Origin of the sequence: Enterobacter cloacae complex sp. 2022EL-00981 (genome assembly GCF_028737495.1) — a bacterium.
Lineage (GTDB): Bacteria > Pseudomonadota > Gammaproteobacteria > Enterobacterales > Enterobacteriaceae > Enterobacter > Enterobacter cloacae.
Genome location: NZ_JAQZRK010000001.1, coordinates 318,559 through 338,607 on the forward strand (window position 1 = coordinate 318,559; position 20,049 = coordinate 338,607).

The window sequence follows — 20,049 nt, forward strand, 5'->3', positions numbered from 1 at the left end:
ATGTGAACTTATTGTTTTTTCCCGGGTTTCTTATAATAAAACGAGTCAGGTAAAAAAGGATACTTAGCAAATAAAAATTCACGTAACCGAATATAACGGCACTCTTTTACTGTAGATAATTCTGGCGAATTTGGGCGGGGGAAGTCTGAAAATAGTAAGAAAAAATGAAGAATTTGCAGCGTGGCGTAAAAGAAAAAATTGTCGGCCCGTCCGGCAAGGAAAGGGCCGACAATTGAACAGCTTATCAGGCGGCAGGGCGCGCGATGATGCTGCGGGTTTCCATGCGGACTTCGGCGATAGTTACGTCAATCACGTCGGTGACCTTGTAAACCGTTTCACCTTTGATTTGCACAGTCCCGTTTTCCTGGCTACAGACCAGTTCATCGTGAACGGCATGCAGGAACGGCGCAGGGATAAAGGCCACCGCCCCGTTATCCACCAGACGTACGCGCATCCCCCCACGGCTGATATCAATGATTTCTGCAGCGAAGCGAGTGTCTGTGCCGGCTTTGTCCTGCAGGAAGCGGGCGTACAGCCAGTCACCTACGTCACGTTCCGCCATGCGGTTCAGGCGCCGACGATCTGCCATCTGCAGGGTCGTGTCATCCTGAGGACGTGCAATGGATTCGCCCTTGATGATCGCTTTGAGCAGGCGGTGGTTAACCATATCGCCGTACTTACGAATTGGAGATGTCCAGGTCGCGTAGGCATCCAGACCGAGGCCGAAGTGCGGGCCAGGCTCTGTGCTGATTTCAGCAAAGGACTGGAACCGACGAATACGGCTGTCGAGGAAACCAGAAGGCTGTGCGTCCAGCTCGCGACGCAGCTTGCAGAAGCCCTGCAAGGTCAGCACCTCTTCCGGGTCAACATGCACGTCATGATTCTTCAGCAGGGCTGCCAGCGCTTCGGTATTGGCCGGATCAAAGCCGGTATGGACGTTATAAATACCGAAGCCCAGCTTGTCGCGCAGCACGCGAGCGGCACAAATGTTGGCGGAGATCATCGCCTCTTCGACGATGCGGTTTGCAATACGTCGCGGCTCGGCCACGATATCCAGCACTTCGCCTTTTTCACCCAGAACAAAGCGATAGTCCGGACGATCTTTGAATACCAGCGCATGGGTTTGACGCCATTCACTGCGGTTCAGACAGATGCGGTGCAGCAGACGAATCTGTGCAGCAATGGCGTCTGACTCCGGTTTCCAGGTGCCGGTATTTTCCAGCCAGTCAGAAACGTCGTCATAAGCCAGCTTGGCTTTTGATTCAATGGTGGCAGCGAAGAATTCGATATCATCTTCAATCGTGCCGTCCGCAGCAATGGTCATGCGGCAGGCGAGAACCGGACGCACTTCATTCGGACGCAGCGAGCAGAGATCGTCGGAGAGTTCACGCGGTAACATCGGGATGTTAAAGCCCGGCAGATAGTTGGTGAACGCACGAACTTTCGCGATATCGTCCAGCTTGCTGCCTTCAGCAATCCAGGCGGTAGGATCGGCAATGGCCACGGTTAACAGCAGTTTGCCGTCGGCAAGTTCTTCAGCGTACAGCGCATCATCCATATCTTGCGTACTGGCGCTGTCGATAGTAACAAACTCCAGGGCGGTCAGATCGCGACGCTCAAGACCTTCGTCCTGCATCTCGGTGGCGACGCCGTTCGGGGCTTCTTTCTCAAGATTATGGCGCGCAAGCGTAACCCACCACGGTACAAAATGGTCATCACCGAACGTGATGAACTGGGTCAGTTCCGCATAGAAACCGCGATCGCCTTTCAGTGGATGACGGCGCATTTCCGCAACGGCCCAGTCACCTTCTTTAAAATCATGCTCAACGCCGCGAGCGGCACGGCAGGGGATGGCGCCTTTCAGCAGAGGATGATCCGGCACGATGGAGAGACGATCGTCTTTTCTCTGCACCTTGCCCACAAAACGGGTCAGGAACGGCTCGATCAGTTCTTCCGGCTCGGCAGATTCACGCTCTTTTTCGGTATGAATAACCGCCATGACGCGGTCGCCGTGCATCACTTTCTTCATCTGCGGTGGCGGAATGAAGTAGCTTTTCTGCGCGTCGACTTCAAGGAAACCAAAGCCTTTTTCCGTGGCTTTTACGACCCCTTCTGCACGCGGCGTCTGGGAATGCAGTTGCTGTTTAAGCTGCGCTAGCAGCGGGTTGTCCTGAAACATAATGTTCTATTTTCGTAGCCATTGAGCGGCTGACAGTTTTACGCGATTCTCACTGCCACAGCAAGCGCTCTTTGGGTAAATAGTATGGTTATTCCGCTTTGCCAAGCGCCACTTTCAAACGCTCCAGCCAGCCGTCTAACGCGCTTCGCGTAAGCAGTGCAATCGCCCGGCCAGCGGGAAGTCCTTCCTCCGTGAGCGGGTTAAACTGTGCTGCACTGAAACGGTCCGGTGAACGTGTCAACAACTCCACGGCCGCTAAGAGCGCTGGCGACGCGGCCCGGTCTTCATTGCGGCAATGGTTCAGGATTTCTCCCGTCAGATCGAGCAACGTGGGTTCGTGGCAGAGCACAGGCGTCAGCGCCTGAAGTGCGGGCTCGGCTTGCCAGCGTGAAAGCGACTCAAGTTGATGTGCACTGGCATAGCGCAGTTCCACGACAGGCAGTAGAGCGATCCAGGCGCCGGGCCTGGCGGGCAGCGTGTGCGGTTGAATATGGTGTCCCGGCAGCCAGCGTACGGGGTGGCCCAGCAGCGCCTGAAATACTGCTACCACGCGGGCCTGAAAACCGATGAAGCCAATAATCTGGCTGATGAGCACAATGTCATACGTTGTCAGGCCCACCTCATCAAGCTGGTTCTGCGCTTTATCATCGATGACATCCGGTGAGCTGGCAAGCTGGCGGGCATACTGCGTGATCTGGGCCAGACGGCGGTTACTTTCGCGAGAGGAGTCCGGGCCGGGAAGGGGGGCGAGAAGGGCGGCGTAATGGTTACAGAGCCTTTGAACCCCGCAGGCCTGCGCCACCGTCAGCGCGGTGCTCAGCCTGTCGTAGGCACTCAGCGTATGCAGACGGTTGACGGCGATATCGAGTGGAAACAGCCGGTGACATAACGCCCGGGCAGGAGTAAGCCAGCCAGCACAGGCAGTAACAATCTCATCCGGTAAGGCTAAATCGAGCAAAAAACGATCGTCGACGTTAGCGGCTTCGGGCACCAGAGGCAGGACATCCGTCTGCGCGTGGTTTGACTGGGTTTCGTGGTACCAGTGGCCTTTGCCGGAAAAACGGCGTTGTTCCATGGGCGTTCCTTGATCTCAAAATGGCGATCAATATCCTGGCGTAAGGCGGATGAGGGGAAAAATATTGTTAGGTGATAACAAATAGCAGAACGGAATAACGAGAGAGGGCGGGCCGGGAAAAACTCTCTTCCCGGGCGGGAAGAGAGTCACAAACTTATTTAATTTCCAGTTCGTTCATTGCAGCGATGTTGAAGCCGCCGTCAACGTGAACCACTTCGCCGGAGATACCCGCGGAAAGGTCAGAGCACAGGAATGCTGCAGAGTTACCCACATCTTCAATGGTAACGGTACGACGAATCGGGGTAACCGCTTCGCAGTGTGCCAGCATTTTACGGAAATCTTTGATACCGGAAGCCGCCAGGGTGCGGATTGGACCTGCAGAGATGGCGTTAACGCGCACGCCTTCAGGGCCCATTGCGTTCGCCATGTAGCGGACGTTTGCTTCCAGAGACGCTTTAGCCAGACCCATCACGTTGTAGTTAGGGATTGCGCGCTCTGCGCCCAGGTAGGACAGGGTCAGCAGGGCGGAGCCCGGGTTCAGCATGGCACGGCAAGATTTCGCCATCGCAACAAAGCTGTAAGAGCTGATGTCGTGAGCGATTTTAAAGCCATCGCGGGTTACCGCGTTCACGTAGTCACCGTCCAGCTGGTCGCCAGGTGCGAAGCCGATGGAGTGAACGAAACCGTCGAATTTGTCCCACGATTTTGCCAGTTCAGCAAACATGCCATCGATGCTTTCATCTTGTGCAACGTCACATTCCAGAACAATGCTGGAACCCAGCTGCGCGGCAAATTCTTCAACACGGCCTTTCAGCTTGTCGTTCTGGTAGGTGAACGCCAGCTCAGCGCCTTCGCGATGCATTGCCTGTGCGATGCCGTATGCGATGGACAGTTTGCTGGCAACGCCGGTTACCAGAATGCGCTTACCGGAAAGAAAACCCATAGCTTTAATCCTTATATTCATTGCTTATTTTGCCTTGTAATTCATAGCGTTACAGGCAGTATTTCAAAATTATTCGAAATCAGCTCGAAATTATAGCCCACTCACTGCCCCTTGTGTCACGCTATTTCTTGCTCTTCTGCCGCGACGGGGCTCCCGGGAAGTATTGAGCTGACGCTTTACTACTCTGTTTCACAGGGTTCTCAGCAGTATACCACTGCGCGTCAGGTTCGCCTCATCCAACCAGAGAAGGGAGAACGACGCCGCCGCGTCGATACGCCCGGACCTTTTGCGCAAAATGATCCGTTCAGCCGTTTCAACTGACTAAAATTTATCGCGGGTCGAAGCACATCAGAAATTTTATTCTTATATTTACGCGTAAAGTAAAAATTTGAAAACAGGAAATATTTCGTGCCTTCGCTTAGAAATAAATATCTTACAAAGGGAGTTGTAATTGATGAAAGAGGAAATGTATCAATACGATGACGATGATATCGACTCGATTGCCTGGTCCGTCGCATTTAGCGAGTGGCTGGGAATGGACTCATTACAGGATTGCGTTCTGAAAAGGATCTCAGAGAAGGACAGGGAAAAATATGAAAGTAAGTTAGCTGAATTTCGCCATTTTTTTCAATACGCATCAGGAGAAGAATATTTTTCACGTTATCTAATACAAAATAAAATGCAGCGCTAAGTTTATTTTATACGGATATATGGATTATATGCATGAGGATTGCACAGTTATTAGCAAAAACGTTAATTGCCGGAACGTTTTCTCTCCCATACGTGACGGTGTCGGCCATGATGCCCGCGGATAATAATCAGTACGACGCCATGATTATCGAGGCGAGAAAAGGCAATACACAACCTGCATTAACCTGGTTTTCGGGTCATCACCAGCTTGATGAATCTCAGGTTGCCGACTGGATGCAGATCGCCCTCTGGGCAGGCAAAAATGACGAGGTCATCGAGGTCTATTCCCGTCACCAGAATTACACGCTGCCGGCGAGAGCCTTGGCCGCACTGGCGGTTGCCTGGCGCAATAAGCAGGAGTGGAAAAAAGCGCTACAAGTCTGGGACCGTATCTGTGATGAAAGCCCGTACACGGCGGAGTTTTGCCGGGGAAGAGTATTGACCCTCGCCGACAGCGGTGAGTATGACGGGGCGCTGCGCGAAATACGCCTGCTGCAAAAAAGAGCGCCAGACAGCAAAAATTCTCTGGCGGAAGCGTATGTACACAGGCTTGCCGGCCATTACCCCGAAGAATTACTGGCCATCACACAGGCGATGCGCCAGTCAGCACACCCGGAAATGTTGTTTGATGCCTGGCGTGAGGCGCTGGCAAACAATCAGTTGCCGGCAGCCGAACTCAAGCATGTGCAGGCGCAGGGGAAACAGCCACAGGCCAGCGAGCGCGCGGACGCGGCGGCTGAGTTAGTCAGGCTGGCGTTCATGCCGACCCGCAGCGAAAAAGAGCGCTACGTTATCGCCGATCGGGCTTTATCCCTTTATGACGGGATGATCGCCGAGTGGAAAAATAAGCCGGAGTATGACGCGGTATACCGCCGAATTTACGTCGACAGACTCGGGGCCTTGCTTTCACGCAATCGCCACGAAGAGGTCATCGCGCAATATCAGCAGATGCAACAGGATGACTTCGTGCTGCCGGAGTATGCCCAGTACTGGGTGGCGTCGGCGTATCTCAAAACGGGTCAGCCCGATCGGGCGCAGGCAATGCTCTCAAGGCTGTTTTATCAGACACCCCAGAAGGTCGATGACATTTCGGAGGAGGAACGTGCCGATCTGTTTTATAGCCACCTGGAGAGTGAAAACTACCGCCCTGCGATGCTGCTGACGAAACGCGTCGTTGATACCACGCCAGCCACCGTTTATCCACGCGGATCGTCAGTGCCCGTGCCGAATGATAAGTGGCTTGAAGGGCAACAGTTCCGTTCCTCGCTGGCGATGTACGAACAGGACCTGGCCCGAGCGGAATCACTGACGCGCAACCTTGCGCAGGCGGCGCCGGGTAACCAGGGATTGCGTATTGATCATGCGCGCGTTCTTCTTGCACGCGGACTGCCACGAGCCGCAGAAGAGAGCCTAAAGCAGGCCGAATTGCTTGAACCGTCCAGCATTGCCCTGGAAACCGAACAGGCCTATGCCGCGCTGGATCTTCAGGAGTGGCAACAGGCTGAGGAGCTGTCAAAGGATGTGGTGCAACGCGCTCCTGACAATGCGGCGGTAAAGCAGCTCAGTAGGGCGCTTGCTACCCACCAGCGTGCCGAATTACGAGTGGCAGGAACGGTTGGTATTGATTCTGACTCTCCTGACGCAGGACGTCACGATGTTAGCTTCAACAGCACCCTTTATAGCGCTCCGCTGAATTATAACTGGCGAGGATTCGTTGGCTACGGCTTTTTTGACGGCCGTTTCCAGGAGGGAAAAGGCGTAGTGCATGACGGACTCATGGGGCTGGAATGGCGTTCGCGAGACCTTTGGGCGGAGGCTGAAGTCTCGGGCCGACGTTTCAGTGGCGATCAAAAAATCGGGGCCCGGCTTTCGACCCGTATCGATTTTAACGATAGCTGGCAGTTGGGGCTGGAAGGTGAACGCGTGTCGCGTAATGCGCCGATGCGTGCCATGAAAAACGGCATTACCGCGAACAGCGGTGGGGTGGAGATACGCTGGTATCAGCATGAAAGTCGACAATACAGCGCGCGCTATCTGAAGACCGATTTCTCTGACGGAAACCACCGGAATGAATATTTCCTCAACGGTCAGGAACAGGTCTGGGCTTCGCCTGATGTGAGCCTGAACCTCCAGCCGGGCGTCTATTACGGCATTAACAGCCAGTCAGACGTGCCTTACTTCAGTCCGGAAAAACGTATGGACGTGATGGCCGGGATGACACTGGATCATCGGCTGTGGCGCCGGTACGAAAACAGCTGGACGCAGAGATTCAGTGCCGGTGCAGGAAATGCGTGGCAGAAGAGCTATGGCAGCGGGCTCATCACCCAACTGGGCTATGGACAGCGCGTGTCCTGGCGCTACGGGGGAGAAGCGAGTGCGACGATACGCTGGGATAAACGCCCCTACGACGGAAAGCAGGAACACAATCTATCTGTTGATTTTAATGTGAACCTTCGATTCTGAGGCAACGTATGTTACGGAAAGGATTTCAAACATTACTCATGCTGCTTGGCATTATGCTCGTAGCAGCGTGCGTCGACGGGCGCGGGCCTGCCTATACCAGCCCGGCCCTGCGCGAAAAGTTACGTGCCGAAATGCCATGGCCGGCGAATGGCTTCGTGACGATTGCGTATCATGAAGTGGAAGATGGCGAAACGGATCAGCGTTTTATGTCCGTGCGCACCTCCGCGCTGAAAGAGCAGTTTGCCTGGCTACGTGAAAATGGCTACAAGCCGGTTAGCCTGGCGCAGATCCGTGAGGCACACCGCGGGGGTAAGCCCTTACCGGAAAAAGCGGTTTTATTGTCCTTCGACGACGGCTTCAGTAGCTTTTATACGCGTGTCTTCCCGCTGCTTGTTGCCTTTCAGTGGCCTGCTTTATGGGCACCGGTTGGCAACTGGATTGACACCCCCGCCGGGCAACCGGTGCAGTACGGCGATGAAAAGATCGCGCGTGAACGCTTTGCAACCTGGCAGCAGGTACAGGAGCTTTCCCGTTCTCCGCTGGTGGAGATAGGTGCGCATACCTGGAACAGCCATTTTGGCACCCTGGCGAATCCGAGCGGCAGCATGCTGCCTGCATTTGCGAATCGTCGGTTTCTCAAGAGCGATCAGCGCTACGAAACCGAAAAGGAGTATCGTTCGCGCATACGGCAAGACGCAAAGATGCTGATAAGCCACTTTAAGACGCATACCGGTAAAGCCCCTACGGCCTGGGTGTGGCCATATGGCGCGGCGAACGGGACGGCAATTCAGGAGCTTAAGGCTCTCGGCTTTGACATGTTTTTCACGCTGGAGGATGGGCTTTCAACGGCCACGGAGCTGGATTCAATTCCGAGGATCCTGATAAATGGCAACCCTACCCTTGAAGAGTTTGCGCTTCAGGTCACGGGGGTGCAGGAACAAGCGTTCCAGCGCGTGATGCATGTCGATCTGGACTATGTGTTTGATCCCGATGCCGGGCAGATGGAAAAAAATATCGATGCCCTCATTCAGAGGGTTAAAGATATGGGGATCACCACCGTTTACCTGCAGGCGTTTGCCGATCCGGCGGGTGATGGTCTGGTGAAGGCGGTCTACTTCCCAAACCGTTGGCTGCCGGTGAAGGCTGACATTTTCAGTCGCATTGCGTGGCAGCTTCGCACCCGGGCAAACGCGGCCGTTTATGCCTGGATGCCGGTCCTGAGCTGGGATATGTCGGCAAACTTAACCCGCGTGCATAGCCTGGCGGCAGACGATGACGAACGTCCTCAGGTCAGTCCATCACAGTATCGGCGTCTGTCACCATTTGATGCTTAGGCGAGGCAGCGCATTGGTGATATGTATCAAGATCTGGCGGCGCATGCCTCGTTTGACGGCATTCTTTTTCATGACGACGCCGTGCTGACCGATACGGAGGACGCCAGCTCTGTAGCACTGGCCGCTTATGAAAAAGCGGGTTTTAGCCGTGATATCAGGGCAATTCGCGATGACGCGCAGCAATTTGAGGCATGGACCCGGTTCAAAACCGAAACACTCACCCGTTTCACCCTTGAACTGGCGGATAAAGTAAAAGCTATCCGTGGCCCGCAAATCAAAACGGCGCGTAACCTGTATGCGCTACCGCTGATTGAACCGAAAAGCGAAGCGTGGTTTGCACAGAACCCCAATGACTTTCTTACGCACTATGACTGGACGGCCGTCATGGCGATGCCCTACATGGAGGGTGTGAAGGATCGGGAGAGCGACAAGTGGTTTAAGGCACTTATTGCGCGCGCAGCGGCTTTATCTGACGGGAAAAATAAGATGATTATCGAGCTTCAGGCTCGGGACTGGCGACCGGACGGGCAACACCAGCGTATTGAATCCCGCAAGATTGCGGAGTGGATGCGTATTATGCAGCTCTCTGGAATGAAACATTATGGCTATTACCCTGATGACTTTTTGAATAATCAGCCGAAAATAAATGTTATTCGGCCGGAATTCTCAACGAACTGGTACCCTGAAGATGAATAATCGCTATTTCTCAATCGTTATTTTAATTCTGGTGTTGTGTATCCCTGTCGGGTTAACCCTGCTGTTTTCCGCAGAGGTGATGCTGAGATATGTCTTTTTCTGGCCGTTCTTTATGTCGATATTCTGGATAGCAGGCAGCGTCTTTTTCTGGTTCTATCGCGAGCGGCACTGGGAGTGGGGTAAAGATGCGTCGGTACTGATGATTAAAGATAACCCCTTAATTTCGATCGTTATCCCTTGTTTTAATGAATCGAAAAATATTCAGGAGACCATCGCGGCGGCTATGTCACAGCGGTATGACAATTTTGAAGTTATTGCAGTGAATGACGGATCGTCGGACGACACGGGCTTTCAGCTAAATATGTTGGCCGAGCGTTATCCCCGCCTGCGTGTTGTGCATTTGATGGAGAACCAGGGAAAAGCGATTGCGTTGAAAAGTGGTGCCGCCGCTGCAAAAGGGGAGTTTCTGGTTTGCATTGACGGCGACGCCTGTCTGGATCGTGACGCCGCAGCCTGGCTTGTCGCGCCGATGATTGATAACCCGCGTGTGGGGGCTGTGACCGGCAATCCGCGGATCCGCACCCGCTCAACGTTAATCGGCAAAGTCCAGGTCGGTGAATTTTCATCGATCATTGGTCTTATCAAACGTACGCAACGGGTCTATGGCCAGGTGTTTACCGTTTCAGGGGTAATTGCGGCGTTCCGCCGGAGCGCGCTGGCGGATGTGGGTTACTGGAGCGATGACATGATCACGGAGGATATTGATATCAGCTGGAAACTACAGCTTCGTCGCTGGTCTGTGTTCTATGAACCGCGGGCGCTGTGCTGGATTTTAATGCCGGAAACGCTGCGCGGGCTGTGGAAACAGCGTTTACGTTGGGCGAAGGGGGGCGCGGAGGTTTTCCTGAAAAACATGGGCTCCCTCTGGCGCTGGAAACACAGGCATATGTGGCCCCTTTTTATGGAATATTGCGCGACGACGGCATGGGCATTCACCTGCCTGGTCAGTGGGGTGGTCATCCTGGCGGAGGTAATCCAGAACGGATCAACGGGAGGGCTCTCCATTTCATCGGTGTCAGAAAATGCCGGAGTGCTGCTTTGCAGCCTGTGTCTGGTGCAATTCCTGGTGAGTATCCTGATTGAGTACCGCTATGAGCATAACATCGTTGCCACGCTGTTCTGGATCATCTGGTATCCGATCATCTTCTGGCTTATCAGTTTATTCACCACGCTTGTCGCGTTCACTGTTGTGATGCTGAATCCCCGTAGCACCCGTGCGCGTTGGGTCAGTCCGGATCGCGGGATTGCAAGGGGGTAACATGAAACACTGGATTATCAATTCGCAAAAAAGCGTCTTCCGGGAGTGTCTGGAACTGATCGTAACCTGTCTTTTGTGGGCTGTGTTTGTGTACTTTGCCTCGGGGTTTATCGCTTTATTCCTGAAGGGGTTTACGCAGGGGAATGACGCTTTTTTGCGGCTGTTCTTCTATTTCATCCTGGCGATACTTAACGCGCTGGTACTGGTGCTCTGGGCGATTTACAACCGCTATAAGCATCAGAGAATTGCGGTTCCTCCTGCCCGTGTGGCGAGTGAGGCGGAACTGGCGATGAGCTTTTCACTTTCCCTGCCGGTTTATCAGCAGTTCCAGGCTAATAAAAAGTTATACGTTGATTTTGACAACCATGGTGACGTGGTAAATGTCACCTCAGAGTAGTAGTACGATCCCCCTGACCGTGCCGGTCAGGGGGCGGTTTGCGTCTTTATAGTTATGCGGTAAGAAGGATGATGAATAACATTACGTTGGCCGAGAAAATGATCATGCTTTCCGGTGCATTTCTGTTTGCACTGATGATCGCGGTAAACTCTTTTTGCGTGAATGATAATCCAGGCTTCAGAGTACCCATGACCACATATTTAATCGTCATGATTGCGCTGTTCTTTCTGGATACCATCATCTTTATTTTTATCCAGATGCAGTATGCGTCTGACAGAACACACCTGTCCTCATTGATTCTGAGTATGGCGTTTTTAAGTGGACTGGTTTATTTCATTGAAACGATCGTTATTATTCAATATCCTGAATACGCTGGTTTTTCTAATGCGGTAAAAACAAACGACACGGCTGTATTCTATTTTTTCAGGCAACTAAGCTTTATCTTTTTACTGGCGCTCGCCGTTCGGGTGGAAAAAATCACAACACGTTCGTCGTCAGGACGGATTAATAAGTTCAGCCTGGCGTTAACATTATTTATTCCGCTGGTTGTGTTCCCGGTTCTGGCCCATTATATGAGCAGCTATCATCCTGCATTATCATTAACGATAGCGGCAGATGGTCGTGACCAGCATGCTCCCGTCTGGGATGTCCGGTACGTTAACGTTCTGATCACGCTCTGGTCGTTTTTACTCTGCTATATGACCTATGTGACGCGACTGTCCTCAGGCATGTGGAACAGTATTATCGTGGTGTGTCTCTCCGCCATCATTTACAACTTTTTCCTGTTGCTGCTCGATACGTATAATATGTCACTCTGGTATATTAGCCGTACAGTAGAGGTATTTAGTAAATTATTTGTTATTTTCACCTTGTTATTTCACGTATTCAGCACGTTAAAGATTTTTGGTGATCGAATTAATCGCGATCCGCTTACGCAGATCTTCAACCGTAAGTATTTTTATGAGGCGCTTCAACGTAACCGCATGCTCAGGACAGAAAAAGGCACGAGCATAATGATGCTGGATATCGACAACTTTAAGTCTATTAATGATACCTGGGGTCATCCGGTAGGGGATCGCGTCCTTCTGGCGGTGGTGGATATTATCAAAGACAGTATCCGGGATAAGGATATTTTTGCCAGACTGGGCGGTGAGGAGTTTGGTCTTCTGCTACCGAATACTGACGAGAGCCTGGCGGTATCCGTTGCCGAGCGTATTCGCCATAATGTCCAGCACCGGACCGGACAGGGTAACCTTTACGCGCTTCCTGCAGAGGTGACGCTGAGTATCGGCGTGTGCTCAGCCATTCAGAGCAACCTCAACAGCACCGATATTATTCGTAACGTGGATGAGGCGCTCTATGAGGCCAAGCACAACGGTAAAAACAGAATCGTAAGCAGACACGCAGAATGCGGGTGAGCTTATAAAATGGGGATAAAAACGTCAAAATTAACATGCTCATCGCTGTAAGAATTAAACTGCATTAAATAAATGCCCTCGCGCAACGCCAGACGCTTTTTAACCATTGCTTTAACGAAGGCAATTTTGTTAAAGGCGCTGTAGCCCTCCCAGCTACCGCTGAAGGTCATTTTTGCGTATTTTCCTTTTACTACACACGTCCCTCTTTTTGCAGTCGTGTCGCTTTGTAAGGAATACGAGATTAAGACCTCAACAAGATAAGATCGGCTTTTGCCTAAGCGTTCGGGTGGGCGAGGCACAAGGGTGATGCGATCAATCTCATGACGATTTTCGATAAGCAGTTTCTTGATTTTTTTAGTAATATCATGGACCGAGGTATCAAAAAGATGATCATGTTCGATAATTTGATGTGTATAGAGAAATGTTTCATTCAGTTCACAAATTTCGAGTTCTGGAGTTTGATGGTCGCTTAATAAAAAAGAGGGCTGTAAAACATCAAAATTCCACACTCTGGCACGTCTGTACTCAGAGGGTGTCAGCCCGGTCATTTTTTTAAAGGCTCTGGAAAAACCCTGGCTACTCTGGTAATGGAAAAGATAAGCAATATCCGTCACCGGAATCGACGTCATCCTTAGCATAATAGCAGCACGGCTCAGCCTTCTTCTGAGAATATATTCTCCTAACGAGAGCTGATAGTGCTCCTTAAACCAGGTTTCAATGGTTCGTCTGCTGTATCCGATATCCGCAACCAGGTCATCAATATGTAAAATAGTAAAGTTATTTTCCTCCACCCAGGAGAGAATATACCTTCTGATGCTGTCTTTCATTGGCGTGTCAGTTATTACTTAACGGTAAATGAGTTTCATGCTGGGCAAATTATGCCGAAAGTTAATTGACTGGCGAAGGGATTCTGGCAATAACTTTAATTTCAAAATCAAAACCAGCGAGCCAGTTAACGCCTATGGCAGTCCAGTTTGGGTAAGGAGGACGTGGGAACGCCATTTTTTTCGCCTGCATAATGACGGGAAACTGGTTTTCAGGGTCGGTGTGAAATGTCGTTACATCGATAATATCGTCAAAGGTACATCCCGCGGCCGCAAGGGTAGCCTGGAGGTTATCAAATGCGAGCTGTACCTGAGCGGCGAAATCGGGCTCAGGTGTGCCATCGCTGCGGCTGCCGACCTGGCCAGAAACAAATAACAAATCGCCCGAGCGGATGGCAGCAGAATAGCCATGCTCTTGATAGAGGGCATGACGGTTGGCCGGGAATACAGGTTCACGTGGGTGCATAGCATTTCCTTTTATAGTCGAGGTTATTGTCGTGATGACAAAGTAGAAGTAACATACGCGATGTATGTGAAAAAATGTAATCCACATACGCCGTGTATGTCAAATGGAAAACGCTGCTTAACCAAGGAACCCCCATGGCTGCAAAACGTCGTGCTGAGACGGCACAGGAAAATCGCGAAAAAATGATACAGGCAGCCCGTAAGGCGTTTGCTGAAAAAGGATATGCCGCTGCCTCAATGGATGAACTGACTGCCAGCGTGGGCTTAACGCGCGGTGCGCTGTACCATAATTTCAGCGATAAGAAAGGGTTACTGGCGGCTGTAGTCGCACAGATAGACAGTGAAATGGCTGAAAAAGCGAAAACCATTGCTTCCACTGCGGAAAATGACTGGGAGAGGTTGCTGGCGGAAGGCGTCGCTTATATCAAAATGGCGCTGGTTCCGGAAGTGCAGCGTATCGTTCTTCTTGATGGTCCAGCTGTTCTGGGCGATCCGGCGCAATGGCCTAGCCAGAACAGTTGCCTGGAGTCGACTCGTCACACCATCGAAAAAATGATCGCATGCGACGTTCTTAAACCGGTTGATGCAAAAGTCGCAGCCCATCTGCTGAATGGCGCTGCGCTGAATGCTGCCTTGCTCATTGCCGCGAGTGACGACCCGCAGAAAACGCTGCCCCATGCCATTGAGGTATTCACTCTTCTGGCTGGCGGGTTACGCAATAGCTAAGGGATATTTTTAACGATCCTTTCTCCATGCATCAGCAGTTAGCGCTTCACCAAAATGTCCGGCAATCAGGCGTTTTGTTAAATCGTGGAGTGGGGAGGCCAGCACATCCGCCGTGCTGCCGCGCTCGACAACTTCTCCCTGATGCATGACCATCACCTGGTCGCTGATGTGTTTCATCATGCCAAGATGTTGGGTCACGTAGATATAAGAGATCCCCTGTTTTTCCTGCAGTTCCAGCATCAGGTTAATTAACTGCGAACGCATCGACATATCCAGTGAGGCGAGGGCTTCGTCAGCAATAATCACCTTCGGGCGCAAAATCAGGGCGCGCGCCAGCCCCAGACGCTGCTTTTGTCCCGGAGCCAGCATATGCGGATAGTAACTTTCGTGATCGGGCAGCAGTCCGACCATACGCAGGGTTTCAAAGATACGTTTACGGCGAGCGTCAGGCTCCAGATCGGTATTCAGCCGCAGCGGGAAATCCAGGATCTGCGAAATACGCTGGCGCGGATTGAGCGAGGTGGAGGGATCCTGGAAGATCATACGGATGCGCTGGCTGCGGAAGGAGTAATCGCCGAATGCCAGCGGATGATCGTCAATCAGCACTTCACCGCCGCTTGGCTCAACCATGCCCGCCAGCATCTTAGCCAGCGTGGATTTGCCGGAACCATTCTCGCCAATAATCGCCAGCGTCTGCTTTTCGCGCAGCGTAAAGCTCAGCGGTTTCACCGCTTCCACGGTCTGGCGATGGAACAGCCCGGTGCGGTAGCGAAAGGTCTTACTCAGGTTGCGTACTTCCAGTAAGGTTTCGACCATTTCACTCTCTCTCCATGTTCAGCGGGAAATGACAGGCGTAAAGATGGTTTTTCGCCCCCGTCAGACGCGGCGTTTCAATACACTTACGCTGAGCATACGGGCAACGTGGCCCAAGACGACAGCCTATCGGCAATGATTCCAGAAGCGGGATCGCACCCGGCAGCGTGTTCAGACGGCTCTTGTGCGGCATGGCGCTGCCAAAATCCGGGATCGCACGAATCAGCGCCTGGGTGTAGGGGTGGTGCGGCGTGGTAATCAGATCTTCACTGGGGGCGGTTTCCACCGTTTGCCCACAGTACATCACATCAATTTTATCCGCCCATTTGCTGAGCATTTGCAGGTCATGACTGATCAGCAAAATGGTGGTGTTGTTATTCTGATTCAGCCGCGTCAGCAGACGGAATATCTGCGCCTGCGTGGTCGGCTCCATGGCGTTTGTTGGTTCATCCGCAATCAACAGACGCGGCTGATTGGCCAGCGCGATGGCGATCATCACTTTCTGGCATTCACCGTCGGTGAGTTCGTAGGGGAAACTGCGCATTGCGTCTTTATGATCTTTGATCCCGACGCGGTGCAGCAGCTCAATGGCGCGGCGTTTGCGCCAGCCGAAACGCTGCCACCAGCGGCCTTTATAGGTCCAGCCGGGGATATTCTGCATCAGCTGCTTACCTACGCGCTCGGACGGGTCAAGGCAGGATTGTGGCTCCTGGAAAATCATCGAGACGTTATGGCCCACCAGCTTGCGACGCTCGCGCGGAGAGAGGCGCAGCAGGTCAATATCATCAAAACGCATGCGGTCGGCGGTGACGCGCCAGTTGTCCTTCGCTACACCACAAATGGCTTTGGCGATGAGGCTTTTCCCGGAGCCGGATTCGCCCACCAGCCCGCGAATTTCACCTTCAGCAAGGGTAATGCTGATTCGATCGACAGCCTTAACCCAGCCCTCACCGGTTTTAAACTCGATGGTGAGGTTGCGGATATCAAGAAGCGGCATTATTGCACCCCCGCATTAATTGCGCGGCGAATACCGTCGCCCAGCAGGTTAATCAGCAACACGCTGACCATAATGGCCGCACCCGGTAACATAACTGTCCACGGGGCGACGTAGATAAGCTCCAGCGCATCGCCCAGCATCGCACCCCATTCCGGTGACGGCAGTTGGGCACCCAAATCGAGGAAACCCAGCGCAGCGATATCCAGTATCGCCATCGACAGGGCGCGGGTGATCTCGGTGACCAGCCCGGCTGCGATATTCGGCAGAACGGCAAACCAGAGAATATTCAGCGTGGTGGCACCGTCCAGACGGGCAGCAACAACATACTCTTTCTCCAGTTCGTCATGCACCATGCTGTACACAGAGCGAACGATACGGGGCAGGATTGCCAGCCACACGGCAAACATGGCATGCGTCAGGTGCGGCCCGGCAAAGGCCACCACAATGATCGCCAGCAGCAGCGATGGGATAGAGAGCAGGGTGTCCAGAATGTGATTCAGCACCGCCGAGCGCAGACCGTGGGTGGAGCCAGCAAAAATGCCCAGCGCCAGACCGCAAACTGTGGCGGCAAGCGTCACCACAAACGCACCACCCACCGTTGGGGCGGCACCGCTCAGCAGGCGGCTCAGCACATCACGGCCCAGATCGTCGGTGCCCAGGAAGAAGGAAACTTCCCCATAGCGCGACCACGACGGGGGCAACAGTTGATAGCCGAGGAACTGCTGGTCGATACCGTATGGCGCAAACCACGATCCAAATACGCACAGCAAGACCAGACCGGCACAGCCGTACAGGCCGATCATTGCCGTGGTGTCACCATAGAATTTACGCCACACGGTACGTAGCGCACCGGGCGTGCGCTTTTCACTGTATACGCTATCGTAAGGCATACCATTCCTTATGCTTCAACGGGTTGGCCATTGCACCCAAAATATCGGAAATCACGTTAACAATAATCACCAGCGAACCAATCACCATGACGCCTGCTGAAATGGCGGCGTAATCCTGCTGACGAATGGCGTTAATGAGCCACCGGCCCAGACCTGGCCAGCTAAAGACCATCTCGGTGATCATCGCCAGGGTCAGCATGGTCGAAAACTGCAGCCCAAGGCGCGGAATAACCGGCGGGAGCGCGTTATGCAGTACGTGACGACGCAAGATAGTCAGGCGTGAGAGACCGCGCGTGGCCGCAGCTTTAACGTAGTTCTGATCAAACACTTCCATGGTGCTCAGGCGCATCAGGCGGATCACTTCGGTTGTTGGCGCCACCGCAAGCGTTAGCACCGGCAACACCATATGACGCAGGGCGCTGACGATCATTTCGTGACGCCAGACGGAGTCAGAGAGCCATGCATCAATTATGGCGAAACCGGTCACCGATTTAACCGTGTAGAGAAGGTCAAAGCGGCCTGAAACCGGCAGCCAGCCCATTGTCAGAGAGAAGAACAGCGTCAGCAACAGCGCCAGCCAGAAGACCGGGATAGAAAAGCCGAGCAGGGCGAGGGCGCTGATAAATTTATCCTGCCATTTATTGCGATAAATCCCCGCGAGCATGCCCACCGGAATTCCCACCATCAGGGCAAAGCCGAAGGCCAGAATACAGAGCTCCATTGTGGCCGGGAACACGTCTTTCAACTGCTCAGAGATAAGCTGTCCGTTGATACTGGAGACGCCAAAATCCCAGTGCAGCAGGCCATTGAACCAGAACAGCCAGGCATCCCACAGCGACGATCCCTGAAGCGGGGCGTGCGGCGTAAAGTAGCTCAGGCTGAAGCCCACGAAGGTCAGTAAAAAGAGCGTCACCAGTAGTAACAGGAGTCGACGCAAGGTAAAAATGATCATGGTTTTTTCACCTCTTGTTCTTTTTCACGGTCGACCCCGGCGAAGGAGGCGTTGCCAAACGGGCTCAGTACCAGGCCTTTAATATCGTAACGATAGGCCTGCAGACGCAGGGAAGAGGCCAGCGGCAGCACGGGCAGTTCCTTAGCGAGGATCTTTTGCGCTTCATCATAGGCATCAATGCGTGACGAGAGCTGTTGTGACGCCAGCGCTTTTTGCAGAACGGCGTCAAACTCGCGGTTGCACCAGTGAGCGTAGTTGGTCTGTGAGTTTATTGCCGCGCAGCTTAACAACGGACGGAAGAAACTGTCCGGGTCGTTACTGTCAGTCGCCCAGCCCGTCAGCGTGAGGTCATGGTTCATATCCATCAGGCGCGCTTCCTGGAAACGCCCTTCAACCGGAACGATGATCACTTTTATACCCACCTGCGCCATATCAGCCTGCAGCAGCTCGGCGGTTTTCAGTGGGCTAGGGTTCCATGCCTGAGAGCTGGTCGGTACCCAGAGCTGCAGCGTCAGGTTTTCAGCGCCCAACGCTTTAAGCTGTTCGCGTGCTTTTGCCGGATTGTATTCCGTGATTTTGGCTTCACCGTCATACGCCCACGAGGCGCGCGGTAAAATAGAGGCGGCGGTTTCCGCGGTGCCGTAATAAATGGACTGCATCAAACGCTGGTTGTTAATGGCCAGCGCCAGTGCATGACGAACTGCCGGGTTATTCAGCGGCGGCTTATCGGTGTTAAAAGCGAGATAAGCAATGTTCATACCCGGGCGCAGCGTCAGGCGCAGGCGCGGATCGTCGCGTAAAATAGTGAGCTGGCTGGCGGCAGGCCAGGCCAGCACGTCACATTCGCCGGTCAGCAGCTTTGAGAGCCGCCCCGTACCGCCAGACCCGAGGTCGACCACTACCTGCGGCATCAGCGGCGTGCCGCGCCAGAAGTGTTCGTGGCGCTGCAGGCGAATATATTGCCCGGCGCGGTATTCGGCCAGCTGGAACGGACCGGTGCCGACCGGCTGGCGGTCAAGCAGCTCCTGACGATCCTGCTTGTTCAGCTTTGCCGCGTACTCAGCGGACATGACGGACGCATAGTGGGTCGCCAGATGCCAGAGGAAAGAGGCATCCGGGCGCGTCAGGGAAAATTCAACCGTCCGGTTATCCAGTTTGCGGACGCTTTTAACGGTGTCGGCAAACTGCAGGCTGTCGAAATAGGGGAAGTTCCCCCCGTTGACGTTATGCCAGGGGTGATGGCGGTTGAAGATACGCTGGAACGTAAAGACCACATCGTCTGCATTCAGCTTGCGCGTGGGGGTAAACCACGGCGTATGCTGAAACGCAACGTCATCACGCAGACGGAAACGGTAAGTTGCGCCGTTGTCCAGCACCTCCCAGCTTTCCGCCAGCTCCGGCACCAGACGGTAGGTGTACGGATCAACATCAAGCAGACGGTCGTAAAGCTGAGCGGCGAGAGTATCCACAATCAGGCCGCTACCCGCTTTTTGTGGGTTGAAGGTATCAACCTGTCCGCTGACGCAGTAGACGAAGCCACTGTCACGAATATCAGGCTGCTCAGTTGGCTCGGGGGCAGCAAAGGCCTGGCTACTGAACAGACTGAGTGCAAAAAAGGACGATAAAACCAGACGCATAATTTTTAAGGTATGATATGTTAAGTGGCTATCTTACTAATATTAAACGAAATTATCCAGTGTCGTTTATCCCTGAGGGCATCCTGGGGGCAGTAGCGTTTGCAGTCGCTCATTCAGCATACCAACCTGATCGGCATTCATACCGACTCTCCACTTTGAATATACCTCATAAACCATCTTAGCATTTTCATGCCCTGTCTGACTCGCTATAAACGAAGGATTCGCCCCGACA

The 20,049-nt window shown here is 53.1% G+C and carries 16 protein-coding genes and 2 pseudogenes; 7 read left to right on the forward strand and 11 right to left on the reverse strand.

Going from position 1 to position 20,049, the window contains the following annotated elements; translation table 11 throughout:
• Positions 1-244: 244 nt before the first annotated feature.
• The 3 genes from PUZ33_RS01555 to fabI all read right to left on the reverse strand — a co-directional run bounded on the left by PUZ33_RS01555 (position 245) and on the right by fabI (position 4,197).
• A complete protein-coding gene (locus PUZ33_RS01555; RefSeq protein WP_058681315.1) occupies positions 245-2,179 on the reverse strand; it encodes an exoribonuclease II in 1,935 nt (644 codons plus the stop codon).
• Positions 2,180-2,267: 88 nt separating this feature from the next.
• The gene (locus PUZ33_RS01560; RefSeq protein WP_023620804.1) at positions 2,268-3,254 is read right to left on the reverse strand and encodes a CMD domain-containing protein; all 987 of its coding nucleotides are present in this window, start codon (positions 3,252-3,254) and stop codon (positions 2,268-2,270) included.
• 154 nt (positions 3,255-3,408) lie between these two features.
• Positions 3,409-4,197: an enoyl-ACP reductase FabI gene (fabI, locus tag PUZ33_RS01565; protein ID WP_013096384.1), complete on the reverse strand. Its 789-nt coding sequence runs from the start codon at positions 4,195-4,197 to the stop codon at positions 3,409-3,411.
• Between the two features lie 454 nt (positions 4,198-4,651).
• On the opposite strand from fabI, the gene PUZ33_RS01570 reads away from it, so the two are divergent.
• From PUZ33_RS01570 to PUZ33_RS01595, 6 genes and pseudogenes are all read left to right on the forward strand, one after another.
• Positions 4,652-4,888, forward strand: a complete 237-nt coding sequence (locus tag PUZ33_RS01570; protein WP_058681314.1) for a hypothetical protein — start codon at positions 4,652-4,654, stop codon at positions 4,886-4,888.
• A 32-nt stretch (positions 4,889-4,920) separates the two neighbouring features.
• Positions 4,921-7,350 (forward strand): poly-beta-1,6 N-acetyl-D-glucosamine export porin PgaA, encoded by a 2,430-nt coding sequence (pgaA, locus tag PUZ33_RS01575; RefSeq protein ID WP_072203680.1) that lies wholly within the window; start codon positions 4,921-4,923, stop codon positions 7,348-7,350.
• A gap of 8 nt (positions 7,351-7,358) precedes the next feature.
• Positions 7,359-9,380: pseudogene (gene pgaB, locus PUZ33_RS01580) on the forward strand (poly-beta-1,6-N-acetyl-D-glucosamine N-deacetylase PgaB).
• Positions 9,373-10,698, forward strand: coding sequence for a poly-beta-1,6-N-acetyl-D-glucosamine synthase (gene pgaC, locus PUZ33_RS01585; RefSeq protein WP_058681313.1), 1,326 nt, complete (start codon positions 9,373-9,375; stop codon positions 10,696-10,698). The pseudogene pgaB and the gene pgaC overlap by 8 nt, the downstream one beginning before the upstream one ends.
• Position 10,699: 1 nt before the next feature.
• The gene (gene pgaD, locus PUZ33_RS01590; protein ID WP_058681312.1) at positions 10,700-11,095 is read left to right on the forward strand and encodes a poly-beta-1,6-N-acetyl-D-glucosamine biosynthesis protein PgaD; all 396 of its coding nucleotides are present in this window, start codon (positions 10,700-10,702) and stop codon (positions 11,093-11,095) included.
• A gap of 68 nt (positions 11,096-11,163) precedes the next feature.
• Positions 11,164-12,513, forward strand: coding sequence for a sensor domain-containing diguanylate cyclase (locus PUZ33_RS01595; protein WP_235836500.1), 1,350 nt, complete (start codon positions 11,164-11,166; stop codon positions 12,511-12,513).
• 2 nt (positions 12,514-12,515) lie between these two features.
• On the opposite strand, the gene PUZ33_RS01600 is transcribed toward PUZ33_RS01595, so the two are convergent.
• Positions 12,516-13,340 (reverse strand): helix-turn-helix transcriptional regulator, encoded by an 825-nt coding sequence (locus tag PUZ33_RS01600; protein WP_058681310.1) that lies wholly within the window; start codon positions 13,338-13,340, stop codon positions 12,516-12,518.
• Between the two features lie 61 nt (positions 13,341-13,401).
• Positions 13,402-13,803: a RidA family protein gene (locus PUZ33_RS01605; RefSeq protein ID WP_058681309.1), complete on the reverse strand. Its 402-nt coding sequence runs from the start codon at positions 13,801-13,803 to the stop codon at positions 13,402-13,404.
• A 134-nt stretch (positions 13,804-13,937) separates the two neighbouring features.
• Between PUZ33_RS01605 and PUZ33_RS01610 the strand changes: the two genes are divergently transcribed.
• Positions 13,938-14,528 carry a TetR/AcrR family transcriptional regulator gene (locus tag PUZ33_RS01610; RefSeq protein WP_058681308.1) on the forward strand — a complete coding sequence of 197 codons (591 nt, stop codon included), beginning with the start codon at positions 13,938-13,940 and terminating at the stop codon, positions 14,526-14,528.
• Positions 14,529-14,537: 9 nt separating this feature from the next.
• Here PUZ33_RS01610 and sapF read toward each other — a convergent pair whose 3' ends face one another.
• From sapF to PUZ33_RS01640, 6 genes and pseudogenes are all read right to left on the reverse strand, one after another.
• On the reverse strand, positions 14,538-15,344 hold the full coding sequence (gene sapF / locus PUZ33_RS01615; RefSeq protein WP_013096393.1) for a putrescine export ABC transporter ATP-binding protein SapF: 807 nt from the start codon (positions 15,342-15,344) through the stop codon (positions 14,538-14,540).
• A 1-nt stretch (position 15,345) separates the two neighbouring features.
• Entirely contained in the window at positions 15,346-16,338 is a 993-nt protein-coding gene (gene sapD, locus PUZ33_RS01620) for a peptide ABC transporter ATP-binding protein SapD (protein WP_013096394.1), read from the reverse strand.
• Positions 16,338-17,228: a putrescine export ABC transporter permease SapC gene (sapC, locus tag PUZ33_RS01625; protein WP_020690956.1), complete on the reverse strand. Its 891-nt coding sequence runs from the start codon at positions 17,226-17,228 to the stop codon at positions 16,338-16,340. Before sapC ends, sapD begins: the two co-directional genes overlap by 1 nt.
• Entirely contained in the window at positions 17,215-18,180 is a 966-nt protein-coding gene (sapB, locus tag PUZ33_RS01630) for a putrescine export ABC transporter permease SapB (protein ID WP_013096396.1), read from the reverse strand. The genes sapC and sapB overlap by 14 nt, the downstream gene beginning before the upstream one ends.
• Positions 18,177-19,817, reverse strand: a complete 1,641-nt coding sequence (sapA, locus tag PUZ33_RS01635) for an ABC transporter substrate-binding protein SapA (RefSeq protein WP_058681307.1) — start codon at positions 19,815-19,817, stop codon at positions 18,177-18,179. The genes sapB and sapA overlap by 4 nt, the downstream gene beginning before the upstream one ends.
• Positions 19,818-19,883: 66 nt before the next feature.
• Positions 19,884-20,048: pseudogene (locus PUZ33_RS01640) on the reverse strand (site-specific integrase); the annotation flags it as partial.
• Between the last annotated feature and the right edge of the window lies 1 nt (position 20,049).